This window comes from Paludisphaera soli (genome assembly GCF_011064595.1).
GTDB classification, from domain to species: Bacteria; Planctomycetota; Planctomycetia; order Isosphaerales; family Isosphaeraceae; genus Paludisphaera; species Paludisphaera soli.
Map to the genome: position 1 here is coordinate 203,540 of NZ_JAALJI010000008.1, position 15,362 is coordinate 218,901.

The 15,362-nt window shown below is 71.5% G+C and carries 10 protein-coding genes; 4 read left to right on the top strand and 6 right to left on the bottom strand.

Annotated elements, in window-relative coordinates:
* Positions 1-668: 668 nt before the first annotated feature.
* Positions 669-1,748 (bottom strand): DUF1559 domain-containing protein, encoded by a 1,080-nt coding sequence (locus G6O68_RS13230; RefSeq protein ID WP_165248466.1) that lies wholly within the window; start codon positions 1,746-1,748, stop codon positions 669-671.
* 58 nt (positions 1,749-1,806) lie between these two features.
* Positions 1,807-2,004 (bottom strand): hypothetical protein, encoded by a 198-nt coding sequence (locus tag G6O68_RS13235; protein ID WP_165248468.1) that lies wholly within the window; start codon positions 2,002-2,004, stop codon positions 1,807-1,809.
* Between the two features lie 1,197 nt (positions 2,005-3,201).
* On the opposite strand from G6O68_RS13235, the gene G6O68_RS13240 reads away from it, so the two are divergent.
* Positions 3,202-4,041, top strand: a complete 840-nt coding sequence (locus G6O68_RS13240; protein ID WP_165248470.1) for a hypothetical protein — start codon at positions 3,202-3,204, stop codon at positions 4,039-4,041.
* Between the two features lie 31 nt (positions 4,042-4,072).
* Here the strand turns inward: G6O68_RS13240 and G6O68_RS13245 are convergent, their stop codons facing one another.
* The 4 genes from G6O68_RS13245 to G6O68_RS13260 form a co-directional block, all read right to left on the bottom strand.
* The gene (locus tag G6O68_RS13245; protein ID WP_165248472.1) at positions 4,073-4,363 is read right to left on the bottom strand and encodes a hypothetical protein; all 291 of its coding nucleotides are present in this window, start codon (positions 4,361-4,363) and stop codon (positions 4,073-4,075) included.
* Positions 4,363-5,697, bottom strand: coding sequence for a hypothetical protein (locus tag G6O68_RS33260; RefSeq protein WP_165248474.1), 1,335 nt, complete (start codon positions 5,695-5,697; stop codon positions 4,363-4,365). The genes G6O68_RS13245 and G6O68_RS33260 overlap by 1 nt, the downstream gene beginning before the upstream one ends.
* A gap of 107 nt (positions 5,698-5,804) precedes the next feature.
* Positions 5,805-7,406 carry a hypothetical protein gene (locus G6O68_RS13255; RefSeq protein ID WP_165248476.1) on the bottom strand — a complete coding sequence of 534 codons (1,602 nt, stop codon included), beginning with the start codon at positions 7,404-7,406 and terminating at the stop codon, positions 5,805-5,807.
* Between the two features lie 264 nt (positions 7,407-7,670).
* Positions 7,671-8,411: a hypothetical protein gene (locus G6O68_RS13260; RefSeq protein WP_165248478.1), complete on the bottom strand. Its 741-nt coding sequence runs from the start codon at positions 8,409-8,411 to the stop codon at positions 7,671-7,673.
* Positions 8,412-8,987: 576 nt separating this feature from the next.
* Between G6O68_RS13260 and G6O68_RS13265 the strand changes: the two genes are divergently transcribed.
* From G6O68_RS13265 to G6O68_RS13275, 3 genes are all read left to right on the top strand, one after another.
* Complete coding sequence (locus G6O68_RS13265; protein ID WP_165248480.1) at positions 8,988-12,131, top strand: tetratricopeptide repeat protein; 3,144 nt, start codon at positions 8,988-8,990, stop codon at positions 12,129-12,131.
* 97 nt (positions 12,132-12,228) lie between these two features.
* Positions 12,229-13,128, top strand: coding sequence for a MotA/TolQ/ExbB proton channel family protein (locus tag G6O68_RS13270; protein WP_165248482.1), 900 nt, complete (start codon positions 12,229-12,231; stop codon positions 13,126-13,128).
* Positions 13,129-13,237: 109 nt separating this feature from the next.
* On the top strand, positions 13,238-15,343 hold the full coding sequence (locus G6O68_RS13275; RefSeq protein ID WP_165248484.1) for a hypothetical protein: 2,106 nt from the start codon (positions 13,238-13,240) through the stop codon (positions 15,341-15,343).
* Positions 15,344-15,362: the final 19 nt, after the last annotated feature.

Here is a 15,362-nt window from a genome sequence, read left to right on the forward strand (position 1 = left end):
AGGCGATTCCTGAGGCGAGAAGTGACTTGAGCACGCTATTGGCCGGCCGGCCGGGTTCAGCTTCCCGGCATCCGACCGCCGGGCTGACCGAGCGGCACCTTGAGTCCGTGGGTCGGGCCTGGAGATCGCGGAGCCGTCGACCGGAAACGTGCGCCGACCGCGCCAGGGTGATCGGCGTGGGCACGGGGATCAGCGCCTTAATCACGTCGATGAGGACGATCGGAAAGCTGGCCGGCGGCAAGTCATCGCTTCCAGACGTGCCGGAAGTCGCCCACGCGACCGGGCAAGGAGAGCAGGATCGGCGCAGGGGCTTGCTCGGAACTCACGACGCAGCGAATGCAGCGGCGTGCGAGCTTTTTCCGTTCCTGCATTCAGCACGCCGGGAGGATGCGCCGAGGGTGATCAGGGTCGAGCAGTCGGCGTCGACGATCGACTGAGGATTTGACGAAGTGGGGATGGAGTTGATCGTCGAGGATCCGGAGAAAGGTGCGGGGCGTGTCGTCGAGTTGATCGACGCTCGTCGCTTGTACCGGATCGATTCAAGCGGCATAGCGAGGCGGTGGGCGCTCAGGATCGATCGGTGGCGACGGGGCGTCGGTCGGGGCACTGGGACGGGATTTGAGGTCCACCTTCCCAACTTGCGACCGACGCCCCATGGGAAACCGTGCTCAGTAGCTGTCGGCGCCGATCACCTCGCCGTTAGCCCTGGTCCCCAGGGCCCACCAGGTGCCCCAGGCGATCGAATCCTTGGCGAAGCGGACGCTGCCGTCGGCCATCATGATGTTCACCCCGCCGGAGTGGTTGCTCTGGGCGTTGGTGAAGACCGACGCGTCCGGGCTGCAGCCGCCGCAGTCGTTCCGGCACGAGGCGAAGGCGTACTGCGTCGAGTTCGGCGGGACGATGGTGTGGAACATGGTCATGCCGGTCTCGCCCCAGGCCCAACGCTCGCCCTTGTTGTTCTTGACATTGTTGGCATTCCCAGGGTCCCGGAGTTTCGTCACGCAGGCCTGAAGGGCCTCGGTGACCACCGGCCCCGGAGGGGTGCCGCCCATCGGCACCAGCTGGTAGACGTCCGACTGGAGTCGGATGTTGTCGTTGGCCGTGGGACCCTGGACATCCACCACGGAGTGGGCCCGCGTCCGCCCCCCGGTGCTGTTCGCGACCAGCCCCTCGGAGAAGGCGATGGTGTTCGACGAGCCGTCCGTGATGTCGCGCAGGCCGTAGCAGAAGTTCCGCCCGAAGACGCCCGTGAAGTCGACGTCGTGATATCGGTGGGTGGTCGTGCCGGCGCTGGCGTAGTAGCTGTTGGTGTAGTTGCGGCCGGCGTTGCCGTCGGACGGGCAGAGGAAGCCCGCGAGCCTCGTGTTGACGACCGTCGAGTTCATCACGTCGGCCGGACTATGGCCCATGGCCGTGACCGAGAAGTTGGCGGCGCTGTAGAGGGGCTGCTGCTCCAGGTAGGGCAGGAGCATCGAATGCGCGCTCCAGTCGCCCCACCAGGCGTTGTCCCGGGGGTTGGTCGCGACGGGGGCGCGTGACGAGCCCATCGGGAAGCTGTTCAGGGAGCCGTGGTAGCTGTGCATCGCCAGCCCGATTTGCTTCAAGTTGTTGATGCACTGCGAGCGCCGGGCCGCCTCCCGCGCCGACTGGACGGCGGGCAGGAGCAGGGCGATCAAGACGGCGATGATGGCGATCACCACCAGCAGTTCGATCAGGGTGAATCCTCGTCGCAGACTCTTCGTCTTCATTACATGATTCCTTGGATGAAGGATCGATCGAAATTAGATGCTTTCCACCTCGCTCGCATCAGCGGCGGCTGTCCTGCCCGCCCTTCGCCGGGGCGTACATGTTCGGCCGGTCCTTGACCGCCTGCTCGATGGCGGCTCGCGACTTGACCACATCCTCGGTCGGGGTCACTAGTTGACCATCCGTCTGGTCGGGATTGCCGCAGCCGGCGCCGACCAGGACGATTCCCATGAGCGGGACCGCCAAGACGAATCGCATAATAATTTTCATGTCTGCAGTCTTTCGAGATGATTGGCTTCCAGTCACGGCTCGGACCAGAAGCTGCACGGGGAGAAGAAGGGCACTCTAAGGTTATACGCAAATCCCGCGCCTGCCGATATCTCGCTCCAGAAGAGGAGAGAGGGTGGTGCGGAATTCTGGTCGTCCCGCGGTACGGCGGCGACCAGTCCAGGTCGATGCCGCAGGGTGATCGACGGGCTAGTTCGCATGTCGACCGCGAGGCACCACTCGAAGCATGAAGCTCACCCCCTTTTCGGGGCTGTACTTCGGTCAGATCACCACCCTTGGGGGCAATGAAGTTGCACGAACTCGGCGATCGCCGAAGATAAGCACGATTGGCGGCCGTCGGCCGCACGTCCGACAGAATCTGAGAACTTTATACAGCCTCGGGCCGCAGGAAACAAAGCGCATCTCCGACAAGCGGAACATAATTGTCTTGACGTCTCGTCCACCCGAGACCTAAACCCCTTGCCCACATGGAGATATCGACCGCCACGCCTCCGAATGGATTCAACCCACATGATCTTCGGATCCAGCCCTGTCGGGCGTGGGTGGGAGGGAGCGACGGAGGAGGGCGGGTCGGTCCCCATGGAGATCGATGTGAGGCGATGCCAAACCGGTCCGGGTAGGGCTCGCCGACGACGCCATGCGGAACCCGCAAGCCCGATCGCGCGGAGCCGAAAATCGGCCGGCCGAATTCCGAGATGGGTCGGCCAGAAAACGGGCCGAAGACGAACGACCCCGTCCCCAAGCGCCAGGCAATATCGACGCGATGAGCGGGGAAACGCGGTTGGCGACGGGCGTCGGCATCCAGGCGGCGGCGCCGGCGACATGGGCTTGGTCGGCCTCCTCGTCGGGGAAGGACGCGCGCGGGCCCGTCGCGTCGTCGTCGCTCCCGCGGTCGCGGATCGAGGGCTCGCCCGACGCCCGCACCGCGAAAGCGACGGGCCAGATCGCCGACCGAAACGATCTTGCCTCGGCCCGCCCGCCGGCCCTGATTCGCCCGGACGCCCGGCTCGCCGACGGTCAAGAGCGCCGCCGGGGGATTTCCCGGTCCAAGTCGAATCCCGCGCCCCCGGGTTGAATGAGGTCCCATGAGGCGCTATCTTGAAGGTAAGAACGTGCGCGCCGATCTCTCGACGCCACGGGAGGACATCAGGTCGAGGGGGGATCGTCATGTACGCGATGAAACGGGTCCGCGCCGGACGACTCCGGTTCGCCGCTTTCCTGGGCCTCGCGACCGCCCTCGGCCTCGGCCTGAGTCGGGGCGCGGCGAGCGGCCAGGACTTCGACCCCGTGCAGGCGGCCGTCGAGGGGGCGATCAACGGCCGCTCGCGAGGGCTCCCGCCGGCCCCCCCCGAGGGGGCCTGGGGCGAGGTCATCAACGTCACCGACCGGTGGATCGTCGTGCAGAACCACGCCGGCCAGCAGTTCCCGATCGCGATCGACGACGTGCAGGAGTTCCTGATCCGCTGGCCCGGCCGCGCCGACCTGATCACCCCCGAGGCGCTGGTGGAGGCCGTGGGCTACAGCCCCGGCTCGAACATCATCCGGACCGATCACGTCGACTACTTCGAGGGGGCCGACCGCACCCTCGTCTCGCCGACGTACGCCGAGATCCTCCCCAACAACATGGCCGTCACGACCATCGACCCCGGCTTCAACCGCTTCATGAACGCCTGGGACTACGGCGGCCAGAATCTGCTCTACGGCTGGGCCTATCCGATCCCGGCCGGCATCCAGGGGAACCCCGCGCGGCTGCACGTCGTCGGCGCCCTGATCAACCCCCAGCCGATGCAGCTGGAGATCCCCGGCAACAACTTCGCCTTCATCCTGCCCGAGAACGCCGGCGGCATGACGGTCACCCAGATCACGCGAGGCGACACCCGCCGCGTCCGCAAGGGCGACTACGCCTTCATGATGCCTATCGAGGCCCGCCTCCGCGGCCTCCGGCTCTCGCAACTGGTCGTCTACAAGCAGATGCCCCTCCGCCAGTTCAACCCCGACGCGAAGTGAAGTCGGGCCGGTCCCGCACACGCCGACGCAATCACCCCGGCTTCCGGATCTTCCTGCCGTCGCTCGCCCGGTGGCGAGGCGCGTCGAGGACCCGCTCGATCGGGACGGCCCAGAGGCGTTGCGGGGTGGCGGCGACGAGTCGGCCGGATGAAGCGGCCCAGTGCAGCGAGCGGATCTCGTCCGGGTCCTCGTCCGCGAACAGCTCGGGGCGGATGCGCAGAAACGCGCCTTCCTCGGGTAAGTAAAGCTTCCCCAGATCCCCGTGCTTGTTATCCCCTTGATGGATCAACACGCCGCCGGGGGGTCCGGGTTGGAGCTGCATCAGGTTCTCGACCGAAGGCAGGTGCCGGATCGGGTCCTGGCCTCGCCGGGCGTGGAAGAGCTGGCGCTGGCACAGGTGGAAGAAGCCGTCGGGCCCGAAAGGCGTCGTGGCCCATCGCTCGAAGAAGTTCCATTTCGCCCCGAGCGCGAAGGTCTTCTCGAGCCCGCGCCGCGCCGCTCGTAGCCGTCGCCCCCCCAGATCAGGACGTCGCCCTCGTCCAGGTGGACGACGCCGAAGGTCGGGAACTTCTCGGCGATGGGCGGGAACCCTTCCAGAGGCGCGAGGCGGCCGTCCTGCTCGATGAGGAGCAGGGCCGGCAGCATGGTCTTCTCGGGGTAGACCTCCTTCGCGTCCAGGACGGCGACCACGCTCTCGCCGAGGAAGTCCGCCCACTTGATGCCGTTCTCTCGTTCGTCGGGAGGCAAGAGGAGCGTCTTCGCGCCTTCCGGGCGGTCCGCGACCCGCACGCGGTAGAGATAGGGGCGGTCGGGGGTCATCGAGGCCGTCACCCAGCGTCCGCCGCGGGATCGGGCGGCGCTCAGTGCGTACTCGTCCGCGATCGAGAAGCTCGGCGGCCACGCCGTCAGGTCGGCGAACGCGGTGCGACAGTCATTCGGAAACCCCAGGGCGTGGGAAAAGGCGACGATCGGCCCGGCACGGCCGACGCAGGCCAGGTGGATCCCCTCGGGGCTCGGGTGCTCCTCCAGGTCCGCCCGGCGCAGGTCGGCCGGGGGCCTGATCGTCACCATCATCGGGACGGGCAGATCGGTCCCTTCCCAGTAGGCGAGGCCGCGGGAAGCCGCCTCCTTCAGGACGAGCAGGAGTCCGCGATAGGGACGGCGATCCCCTTCGGGGAGGGCCTGCACCCGTGGTTCGACCCACTCCAGGAACGCCGGGACGTTATCGGCCGAGGCGAAGCAGCCGGGGCTGAAGTTGGATTCGATCTCCAGGGGGAACCGCCCCGCGAGCGCCGGGTGCTCGGCGACCAATTCGGTGAAAAGGCCTTCCGGGTCGTCCAGGAGTTCCCCGGGCGCGGCCTCGGGCGATTCGGCCTCCGGCCAGAGCGACAGGCAGAACCCTCGCTCGTAGTGGTAGGGAAGTTCCGCGGCGCAGTACGCGATCGCGAGTTGACACGCGGTGTTCGCCGCCCGTCCGGCCGAGTCGGCGTCGCGGCCGGAACCGGCCAGCAGCTCGCGGACCTGCGCCCAGAGGGCGTCCGCGTCCTCCCTCTCGTCGAACGGGCACCGCTCGTCGGAACGCCCGAGCAGTCGCGGGACGAACCCATCTCGGATCCGCTTCTCGTCGACGACGTGCAGCGTGCAGTCGAAACCCATCGCTCGCCTCCGATCCGCGAGGGCGGCCGGGCCGGTCGCACGCCGGCTCTACGCCCCCCACGCGGCACCATTTCGCAGCAGCGGCGGCGAGTCGTCAACGGTCCCGATCACGCCTTCTTGGCCGGCTTCTTCGACTCCTCCTGCGGGTTCGGCGGGGGCTCCATCCCCTCCTCGTCGCCGGTGCGGTAGAGGGGGAGGTAGCGGTAGTAGACCTCCAGCGTGAGGATCGAGAGCGAGGTCTGGAAGAGCCGGCCGCCGGTGTTGCCCCAGCGGTCCTGGCTGGGGGAGGCGGGGTCCCAGCTCCCGTTCGGGCAGCCGTCGTCGCGGACCTGGGTGCGGATCAGGGCCTCGCGGACGTGGGGATTCCAGCGCTCCCAGTCCTTGTTCCGCATGTTGTGGAGGAGCTGGGTCGCGTAGTACCAGTAGTAGATGTTCCGGTCTTCGGACTTCTCCAGGTGGGCGGCGACGCGGCCGGCGCCCTTGATGAGCGACGGATGATCGCGAGACCAGCCGAGGATCTGGCGGCCGACGAGGGCCTCGGCCGTCATCACGGGCGAGGCTTCCCCCCGGCCCGGCTGGTAGGCGTAGAGCACCTTCTTGCCGTCGGCGGCGGCCAGGTTCAGGTACTCGGTGCAGCCGCGGAGGGTCTGTCGGGGGATGGGAAGGCCGGCGAGGTCGGCGCTGCGGAGGGCGAAGATGTTCCAGCCGAAGACGGAGGTGTCGCCCGCCTGGCCAGGCCGATACCGCCAGCCGCCGGTCTGAGGGTCCTGGGCCTCGACGATGAACGCGACGGCGCGGGCGGCGGGCTCGCGGAGCGTCGGGTCGCGCGAGAGGCCGTAGGCCTCGCAGAGGGCCATCGAGGCGATGGCGTGGCTGTAGAGCCAGCCGATGCCGGTCCCGCCGACGTGGAGGTCGCCGTTCTCCTGCTGGTTGGCGCAGAGCCATTCCAGCCCCCGACGCACGGCCGCCTGGTGCCGGCTCTTGACGGTGTGGCTGTAGCCCGCGCCCAGCAACGGCAGCAGGGCCAGGCCGGTCGCCCCGGTCGGCGAGAGGATCGCGCCCTGCGACGGGCAGGACTGACAGACCTCGCTCGCGTCCAGCACCCACGAGCCGTCGGCCTTCTGGTGGCGGACGATCCAGGCCAGGCCGTCCTCGACGGACTTCTCGGATTGGACCGTCCCCCCCTCGCGACGCACCAGCTCGGCGCGGCCGAGGCCGGATCGGCCCGAGAACGGCGCCTGGATGTTCGCGGCCAGGCCGGGCAGCGGGGCGACTCCCATCAGCGAGGGCGCCAGGTCGCGGCTCGGGGCAGGGCCCTCCGCCTCGGGGGCGAACGCCACCAGGCCGGGAAGCTCGGGCTGGTTCGTCAGCTTCATCAGCGGGTCGTCCGGGCCGAAGCCCATCGACGGCGGGTTCGGGTCGTCGACGTCGGTGAACGGGTCGCCCGCCCGGTCGGCCTCGACGAGCGAGGTCAGGTCGGCGATCTCGCCCGGGGCGATCTCCGAGGCGAACGAGCGCTCCGGCTCGATGGGCCCGGACGTCTGGATCAGGAAGGCCAGGACCAGCAGGACGAAGGCGTGCAGGAGCACGCTCACGCCCCAGGATGGGACCGACCGCAGCGTCTCGACGTCGATCTCGCGGCCGTTCCACGCCATCGAGACCCGCCCGACGCGGTCCAGGATCCTCAGCGGCAACTCGCGGAGCCTCATGGGTGGAACTCGATGGGGACGAGGGGGCCGGGCGTCGTCGGTCGGTTCATTCTAGGGTCCCCGCCTTCGCGATGGCCAGTGCCTGCGCGAGACCGCCATTCCGACGACGAGCACCCCATGCCGAGACGGGCGACGTGCGCCGCTCTCTCGTCCGAGGATTCCCGGCGATTCCCTCCCCATTTCCAGTACGGTTCCAGTTCGGCGCAAAAAAAATCCCCGACCGGGATGGTCGGGGACGAATGCGATTCGTGGAGATCCGCTCGCTCAAGCCTGGGGGGCGTCGGGCGTGGGGACCGGGGGGGCCGGGATCGAAGGGGCCGCGGGGGTCGCCGGGATGCTGGGGGCCTCGGGGGCCGGGGGGACCGAAGGAGCCGGGGCCGGCGGGGGCTCGTCCGAAGCGGGGGCCGGGGCCGGGGCGGCCGGGGCGGCTTCAGCCGGAGCAAACTGGCCGGCCGGGGCGACCTTGGCGGGAGCATAAGGGGCCTGGGCGACCGGCGCCACCTTGGCGGGAGCGACCGGGGCCTGAGCGACCGGGGCGACCTTCGACGGGGCGTAGCCCTGGGGGGCGGCGGCCGGAGCCGGGGCGACCTTGGTGGGCGCGACCGGGGCCTGGGCGACCGGCGCGACCTTCGACGGGGCGGCCGGGGCATAGCCCTGGGGGGCGGGGGCCGGAGCCGGCGCGACCTTGGTGGGCGCGACCGGGGCCTGCGCGACCGGCGCGACCTTCGACGGGGCGGCCGGGGTGTAGCCCTGGGGGGCGGGGGCCGGAGCCGGCGCGACCTTGGTGGGCGCGACCGGGGCCTGCGCGACCGGAGCGACCTTCGACGGGGCGGCCGGGGCGTAGCCCTGCGGGGCGGCGGCCGGGGCCTGCGCGACCGGAGCGACCTTCGACGGGGCGTAGCCCTGCGGGGCGGCGGCCGGAACCTGCTTGGACGGGACCTGAGCATGAGCGGTCGAAGCCGCCAGGGCTACCGCCGCCACGCCGAACAACCGAGTGCGAAGCATTGTTGCAATCTCCACGGAGACCGGATCCAGGAAGCGGAACACTCGAAGACGTTTCCGAGTACGCAGTCTGGCCCGACCTTTCCCACTATACTAGATAACCAACTGCGTGCTCTGGGCGTTCTGCGAATTTTCAGCAGAATAAATCGACCCTAAGGCCGTGTCCAGTATTTCTCGGAAGGAACTTCGAGAATTCAGGACCACCTGAACGCCCAGGTTGACCACGTTGTCTGCAAAAGATAGACCGAGGGGGCGAAATTTTCAGGGCCTCGTCCCGCTCGGAACCTCGTACTGAGCCTTCCGGGCGAAAGGCCGGTGTTTGTCCCTGTTCTGGAGAGTCTAGCATGCCGATTCCTCTCAAGGAGGATCGCCGGGCGGCCCAAGGCCCGCGACGACGGTTTTCTCGCGGAGGGTTGAGCCGGGCGAAGGACGGCCGATAATAGAGGTCTTGCCGGCGGGCGGAGCGGGGGGCGGGATGGATCGACCGCTCCTATCGCGGCGGCCTTGCGTCCGATTGCTAGTACGCGGCGATCGCCCGGAACGTTGGGGGGTCGACCGCGACCAGGGAAGGGGTGGCGATTGATCGGCCTCGTCGCGAACGAGCGTTTCGGGGGCCAGCGAGCCGGACGGGCCCGGCTTGCGCCCGGGGCCCTGCTCCTGCTGGCGTTGCTCGGACTCGGAGGCGGGGGCTTCGGCCAGGACGCCGCCGCCCCGGCCTCGCGAATGCCCGAGGGGCTCCGGTTCGCCCACGGCCTGTTCCGTCAGCGCAAGTTCGACCTGGCGGCCGACGAATACGCGAAGTTCCTGGAGACGGATCCTGGGCCGCCCCACGGGGACGACGCCCGCTTCGGCCTCGCCAGCGCGAGGCTCCTCCAGGGCCGCTATCAGGAGTCCCGCGACGCCTTCCGCGAGTTCCTCCGCCGGGCTCCCGACCACGCGCGAGCCCGGACGGCCCTGTACCGCCTCGGCGAGCTGTCCTACATGCTCGGCGACCTCCCCGCGGCCCGCGAAGCTCTGGAGCGGTTCACGGACGACCCCGACGACCATCCCAATTTGGAGACCGCCTGGACCTACCTGGGCGACGTCCGCACCGCGCTGGACGACCCGGCGGCGGCCCGATCCGCTTATGAACAATCCTTGAAGCGATTTCCCGAGGCGAGGCTGGCGGACCGGGCCCGCTACGGCCTCGGCCGGGCGCTGGCGACCCTCGGCGAGTCCCAGCCGGCGCTCGACGTGCTGGAGGGGTTGATCCGCCGCGAGCCGGCCGAGTGGGTGGACAAGGCGCGGCTCCAGGTGGGCCGGATCGAGTTGGCCGCCGGCCGGTTCGAGGCCGCCGAGAAGACCCTGGCGAAGGTCGCCGGCCCCGGCCCGCTCCAGGCCGAGGCCCGACTCCGCCGCGCCCAGGCCCTCGCGAGGCTCGACCGCCTCGAAGAGGCCGCCGACCTTTTGCGGCCGCTCGCCGCCGACGCCGCCGAGCCGGCGTCGCTGGAGGCGAGCCTGGAGGCGGCCGGCGTCGACCTCCGACGCGACCGCGCCGCCGACGCGCTCCGGATTCTGGACGACGCCATCCCCCGCGCCGTTGAATCGCCCCTCGCCGCCGCCCTGACCTACCGATCGGCCGAGGCCCTGCGCGCCCAGGGCCGCGACGCCGAGGCGCGCGGGCGATTCCTCAAGGCGGCCGAGGCCGCCCCCGCCGCCGCGCCCTGGGCCGACGACGCCTGGCTCGAAGCCGCCCGCCTCGCCCACCAGGCCGGCGACCACGACGCGGCCGGGAAGCTCGCCGACGACTTCGCCGCGAAGTTCCCCGACAGCGAACGGCTCCCCGACGTGCTCCTGATCCAGGCCCGGTCCGCGACCGCCGCGAAGCGCCCCGAGGCGGCCGTCGCCGCGCTGGAGAAGCTGCTCGGCGAAGGCGGTGGGAAACCGCTCGACGCCTCGCCCGAGGTGCTCGACGCCGCCCGTTACGAGCTGGCGCTGGCCTATCGCGCGACCGGCAAGGCCGAACGGGCCGACGCCCTGCTGGCGACGCTGGCGGGGTCGTCGAAGAAGGGGACGGCGGCCGATGCGGCCTTCCTGCTGGGCCAGGACCACCTGGAGGCCGGCCGCTTCGCCGAGGCCGCCGCCGAGTTCGAACGCTCGCTCGCCGCCGCGCCCGACGGCCAGGTCGCCGACTACGCCCTCGCCCACGAGGCCGCCGCCTACCTGGGGCTCGGCCGTCGCGACGACGCGATCGCGACGCTCGGCCGGCTCGCCGAGCGGTTCCCCAAAAGCCTCGCGCTGCCGCCGGCCCGGCTGCGGCTGGCGGAGGCCCTCGTCGCGGCCGGCGAGCTGCCGAAGGCCGTCGACCAGTTCCGGCCCCTCGTCGAATCCACGGAGCCGGTCCCGGCCGAACTTCGGGAACGGGCCGAGCTGGGCCTGGCCCGCGCCCTGGGGAAGCAGGGCGACGGGGACGCGGCGGCGAAGGCCTTCGACGCGATCCTCGCGCGGACGACCGACGAGGCCCGCGCGGCGGACCTGGCCCTCGAACGCGCCCGGGCCGTCGAGGCGACAGGCAAGCCCGAGGAGGCGATCGCCGCCTACGAGGCGGTCGAGGCCCGCGCGCCGAAGCTCGACGCGGCGCTCTTCGCCGCGCTCGCCCGGTCGCGGCTGCTGGCCAAGGATCACCCCCAGCAGGCGGCCGAGCTGATCGGAAAGCTCGTGGACGGCGACGAGGCCCGCGCGCGGCTGAAGGCGATCGGCCAGCCGCTCGACGCCCTGCTCGCCGAGCGCGGCTGGGACTGGATCGACGCGGGGAAGCTCGACGAGGCCGACCGGGCGTTCGCCGAGCTGCTCCGGGACTTTCCGGAGGGCCCGTACGCGGCCGACGCCCGCTTCAACCTCGCCGAGTCGGCCAACGAGCGGAAGGATTTCGCCGAAGTCGTCCGCCTGCTCGAGCCGCTGGTCGAGCCCGCCTCGCCCGACGCGCCGAAGCTCCCCGAACGGCTCGCGGCCGACGTCCTTTACCGCCTGGGCCGGACCCGCGTCGAGCGCGGCGAGTGGGCCGAGGCCGCCGCGACGCTCGACCGCCTGATCGCGGAGGCCCCCGCGAGCCCCCGGATCCGCGAGGCCCGCTTCCTCCGCGCCGAGGCCGCGCTGCGGCAGGACCAGTTCGAGCCGGCGGAGAAGCTTCTGGCCGACCTGATCGCCGAGCCCGCCTCGCCCGACGACCCGCCCGATCTCCTGAGGCTGGCGAGGGAGCGTCGCGTGCAGTGTCTCCTCGGCCTGAAGCGCTGGCAGGCCGCGCTCGACGAGGCCGACGCGCTCAAGGGGACGATCGCCGAAGCCGCCGCGAAGGACCCGGTGGAATTCGCCCGGGGTCGCGCGCTGCTGGGCCTCGGCCGCCCCGAAGACGCCCGCTCGGCGTTCCAGGCCGTGATCGACTCGCGCCAGTCCGGCGACCTCGCGGCCCAGGCTCAGCTGATGCGCGGGGAGGCGTTCTTCCACGAGGACAAGTTCCTCCAGGCCCTCACCGAGTTCCTGAAGGTCGACGTCCTCTACGACGCCCCGCGCCGCCAGGCCGCGGCCCTTCTGGAAGCCGGCAAGGTCTACGAGCGCCTCGCCCGCTGGCCCGAGGCCGCCGAGACGTATGAACGCCTGACGACCCGTTTCCCCGAAGACCCCTGCGCCGTCGAGGCCGAGGCCCGCCGCAAGGCCGTCCTCGCCGAGCACGGGGCGAAGCCGTGAGGGAGGCCATGTGTGATCTCCCGTTCCCCCCGGTTGGGGAAGGGCCTTGAGAATGGGAATCGGACGGACCGCGGAAGACCTGGGAAGGAGCCCGTTGATGAGCGCTGGGAATCGGAGCAGGCGGGCCTTGGCGGCGTTCGTGGGGGCCATGTTGCTGACCTCGGCGACGGCCTGGGCCGGGGAGCCCCGGGCGGACCTCTCGGTCGAGGTCCAGCGCCGGCTGGCGCGGGCGGCGGGCGACGTGCTCGTTTGGTACGAGCGGACGCCGGCCGGCGAGCGGATGGCCTGGGGCGGGCTCGGCGCCTGCGTGGTGCTGGGCGTCTGCGTGACGCTGGAGCGGCTGTTCCGCCTGCGACGACGCGCCGTCATCCCGAACGACTTCCTCGCCCGGTTCCTGGACCGGCTCCACGAGGGGAAGCTCGACGGCGGCAAGGCGCTCGACTACTGCGAGATGAACCCCAGCCCCGCCGCGCGCGTGGCCCTGGCCGCCGTCCGGCGCTGGGGACGCCCGGCCGTGGACCTGGAGCGAGCCGTGGGGCTCGCGCATCGCTGGGAGTCGGAGCAGCTCCGTCGCAACGTGGGCACGCTGCGGCGGATCACGGCCCTGGCCCCGCTCGTCGGCCTGCTCGGCTCGCTGCTGACCGCCGACCGCCTGATGCGCGAGGCCGGCGAGGCCGCGCCCGGCTGGCCCGCCCTGGCCGACGCGCTGGCCCCGCTGATCTTCGGCGTGGGCGTGGGGGTGGTCGCGATGGTCCTCTACGACCTGCTGACGACCCGCGTCGAACGCCTGGGAGCGGCCCTGGACCGGCTGGGCGCCGAGACGATCGACGCCGTCGCCATGACCACCGTCGTCGCCGCGCCGACGCTCGGGTCGCATCCGTCGTCGCCGCACATCCGCCTGGGAGAGCCCCTCGTCGACCGCCGGCCGACCGTGGCGGTCCCGGTCCGCGAGGCGGCCCCGCGTCGCCTCCGCGAAGACCCCTCGATCGGGGCCTGAGGCCCGAGGCGGCGCGTCGCGTCGGGTGCGGAATCCGGGGCGTTCGGTTATGCTGGCGACGTCGTAGGGATGCGAGCCCCGGCCCCCAGGCGAGACGAGGCGTGAGGCGATGACCGGACTGGACCTGGAATCGTTCCTGCTCCTGCTCAAGGCCGATCTCGGCGGATGGGCGCTCGTCGCCCTGGGCTGCCTGATGCTGGCGATCCTGGTCTGGGTGAGCTGGGGGTCGCGGCAGGCGATCCGCAAGTGCCTGGCGCTCTCGATCGCGCTCCACGCGGCGCTCTTGCTCGGCGGCAGCAGCGTGCCGGCCGTCATGCGGGCCCTGAACCCCCAGAAATCCGAGGACGACGGCGAGGGGCACATCCGGAGGATCCGCGTCTCGCCCGTCGCCGATCCCGATTCCGCCGACCCTTCGGACGACGTCCGGGCCCTCGCCGCGCTCGACGGGGCCCGGCCGGCCGGCCCCGCGCCGGTCGACCGGCTCGACGAGCCGATCGCACTGGCGGCCCGCCGGGTCGACGCGGCGAGGCCGGCGATCGACCCCGAGTCGGCCCGCGCGCCGATCCCCGAGCCGTCGCAGCCGCCGCCCCTGGAGACGGCCGAGGCCACGCCCGCGCTCCCCGCGCTGCCGGTCTCGGCACCGCCCTCGACCGAGGAGGTGACCCCCGCCGGGCCCGCCCCGCTCCCCGCCGTCGCTCCCCCGGAGGCCGTCGCCTCGGCGGGGGACGAGACGCTGAGCGCGCCCGAGGTCCCCCGGCCCGAGCCCCCTCCCGAGGCCGAGTCGGCCGAGCCCGCCCGGGGCAACGTCCCCCTGGCGAGCGGCGGGAGGCTCCGCTCGGTTCGGCCCGAGTCCCGCCCCCGCCCGGAATCCGCGCCCCGGGTCGAGCCTCCGGCGGAGAAGCCCGCGTTCCCGCCCCTGGCCCTGGCGACGCCCCTGCCGGTCCCCGCCCCTCGGCCCGAGCCGGCGCTGGCCGACCTCTCCGCGCCCCGGACGCCGATCACCGAGGTTCCGCGGATCTACCGTTCGCGGCTCGACGCCGACCGCTCCGCGCGGGCCGAGCGGTCGGGGGCGAGCCCGGCCAGCGAGCAGGCGGTCGAGCGGGCCCTGGACTGGCTCTCCCGCCACCAAGACTCCGACGGCCGCTGGGACGGCGGCACCGCCCGCTACGCCGACGGCGAGGTCGTCCCCGGCGACGACGACTTCACCGTCCACTGCCCCGCCGGCCAGGCCTGCTTCGGCGAGTGCGCCTACTGGGAGGCCGACACCGGCCTGACGGCCCTCGCCCTGCTCACCTTCCTGGGGGCGGGGTACACCCACGAGGACGGCAAGTACGCGACCACGGTCTCGCGCGGGCTCGGGTTCCTCCTGCGCCAGCAGAAGCCCGACGGCGACCTGCGGGGCGTCAGCAACACCGTCGGCATGTACTGCCACGCGATGGCCACGCTCGCCCTGTGCGAGGCCTACGCCCTCTCGCTCGACGAACGGCTCCGCACCGGCGCCGAGCGCGCCCTCGGCTTCCTGGCGAAGGCCCGGGCGCGCGACGGCCTCTCGTGGCGCTACGCCCCCGGCGCGTCGGTGGGGGACACGAGCATCCTCGGCTGGGTCGTCATGGCGCTCAAGTCGGCCAGCGAGATCGGCGTGCCGATCGCGGACCAGCCGTCGCTGGAGAAGGGGGCCGCAACCTGGCTCGAACGGGTGGCCGACGGCGACGCCAAGGGGCTGGCGAAGTACCAGCCGTGGGAAGACGTCACCCCCACGATGACCGCCGAGGCCTGGGCCTGCCGCCAGTTCCTCGGCCTGGGCGGGCCCGGCCCCGCCAGCACCGAGGCCGCCGCGTTCCTCCTCAAGCACGACTCCGACAAGGGCAAGACGAACGTCTACTATTGGTACTACGCCACCCTGGCCATGTATCAGCACGGCGGCCGCCCCTGGGCCGAGTGGAACGGCCGCATTCGCGACCGCCTCGTCGCCCTCCAGCGCCCGACGGGCCACCAAGCCGGGAGCTGGGACCCCGACGACAGCGTCTACGGGGCCCGCGGCGGCCGCGTCTACACCACGGCCCTCGCCGCCCTCAGCCTGGAAGTCTACTACCGCTACCTCCGCCTCTACGACAAGCCGAGCCTCGCCGAGGACCACGTCGAAGGCGACGACGACGAACTCCCCGACCCCGCGCCCGCGCTCGAACCTCCCGCCGCCGCGACCCGGCGGCGCTGACCTCTCGACGAGGCCTCAT

What these genes read in the sequence shown, in the direction of transcription:
- G6O68_RS13230 (WP_165248466.1), bottom strand. Translation starts at nt 1,748, where the DNA reads ATGAAGACGAAGAGTCTGCGACGAGGATTCACCCTGATCGAACTGCTG.
- G6O68_RS13275 (WP_165248484.1), top strand. Translation starts at nt 13,238, where the DNA reads ATGACCGGACTGGACCTGGAATCGTTCCTGCTCCTGCTCAAGGCCGAT.
- G6O68_RS13255 (WP_165248476.1), bottom strand. Translation starts at nt 7,406, where the DNA reads ATGAGGCTCCGCGAGTTGCCGCTGAGGATCCTGGACCGCGTCGGGCGG.
- G6O68_RS13245 (WP_165248472.1), bottom strand. Translation starts at nt 4,363, where the DNA reads ATGCAGCTCCAACCCGGACCCCCCGGCGGCGTGTTGATCCATCAAGGG.
- G6O68_RS33260 (WP_165248474.1), bottom strand. Translation starts at nt 5,697, where the DNA reads ATGGGTTTCGACTGCACGCTGCACGTCGTCGACGAGAAGCGGATCCGA.
- G6O68_RS13260 (WP_165248478.1), bottom strand. Translation starts at nt 8,411, where the DNA reads ATGCTTCGCACTCGGTTGTTCGGCGTGGCGGCGGTAGCCCTGGCGGCT.
- G6O68_RS13240 (WP_165248470.1), top strand. Translation starts at nt 3,202, where the DNA reads ATGTACGCGATGAAACGGGTCCGCGCCGGACGACTCCGGTTCGCCGCT.
- G6O68_RS13270 (WP_165248482.1), top strand. Translation starts at nt 12,229, where the DNA reads ATGAGCGCTGGGAATCGGAGCAGGCGGGCCTTGGCGGCGTTCGTGGGG.
- G6O68_RS13235 (WP_165248468.1), bottom strand. Translation starts at nt 2,004, where the DNA reads ATGCGATTCGTCTTGGCGGTCCCGCTCATGGGAATCGTCCTGGTCGGC.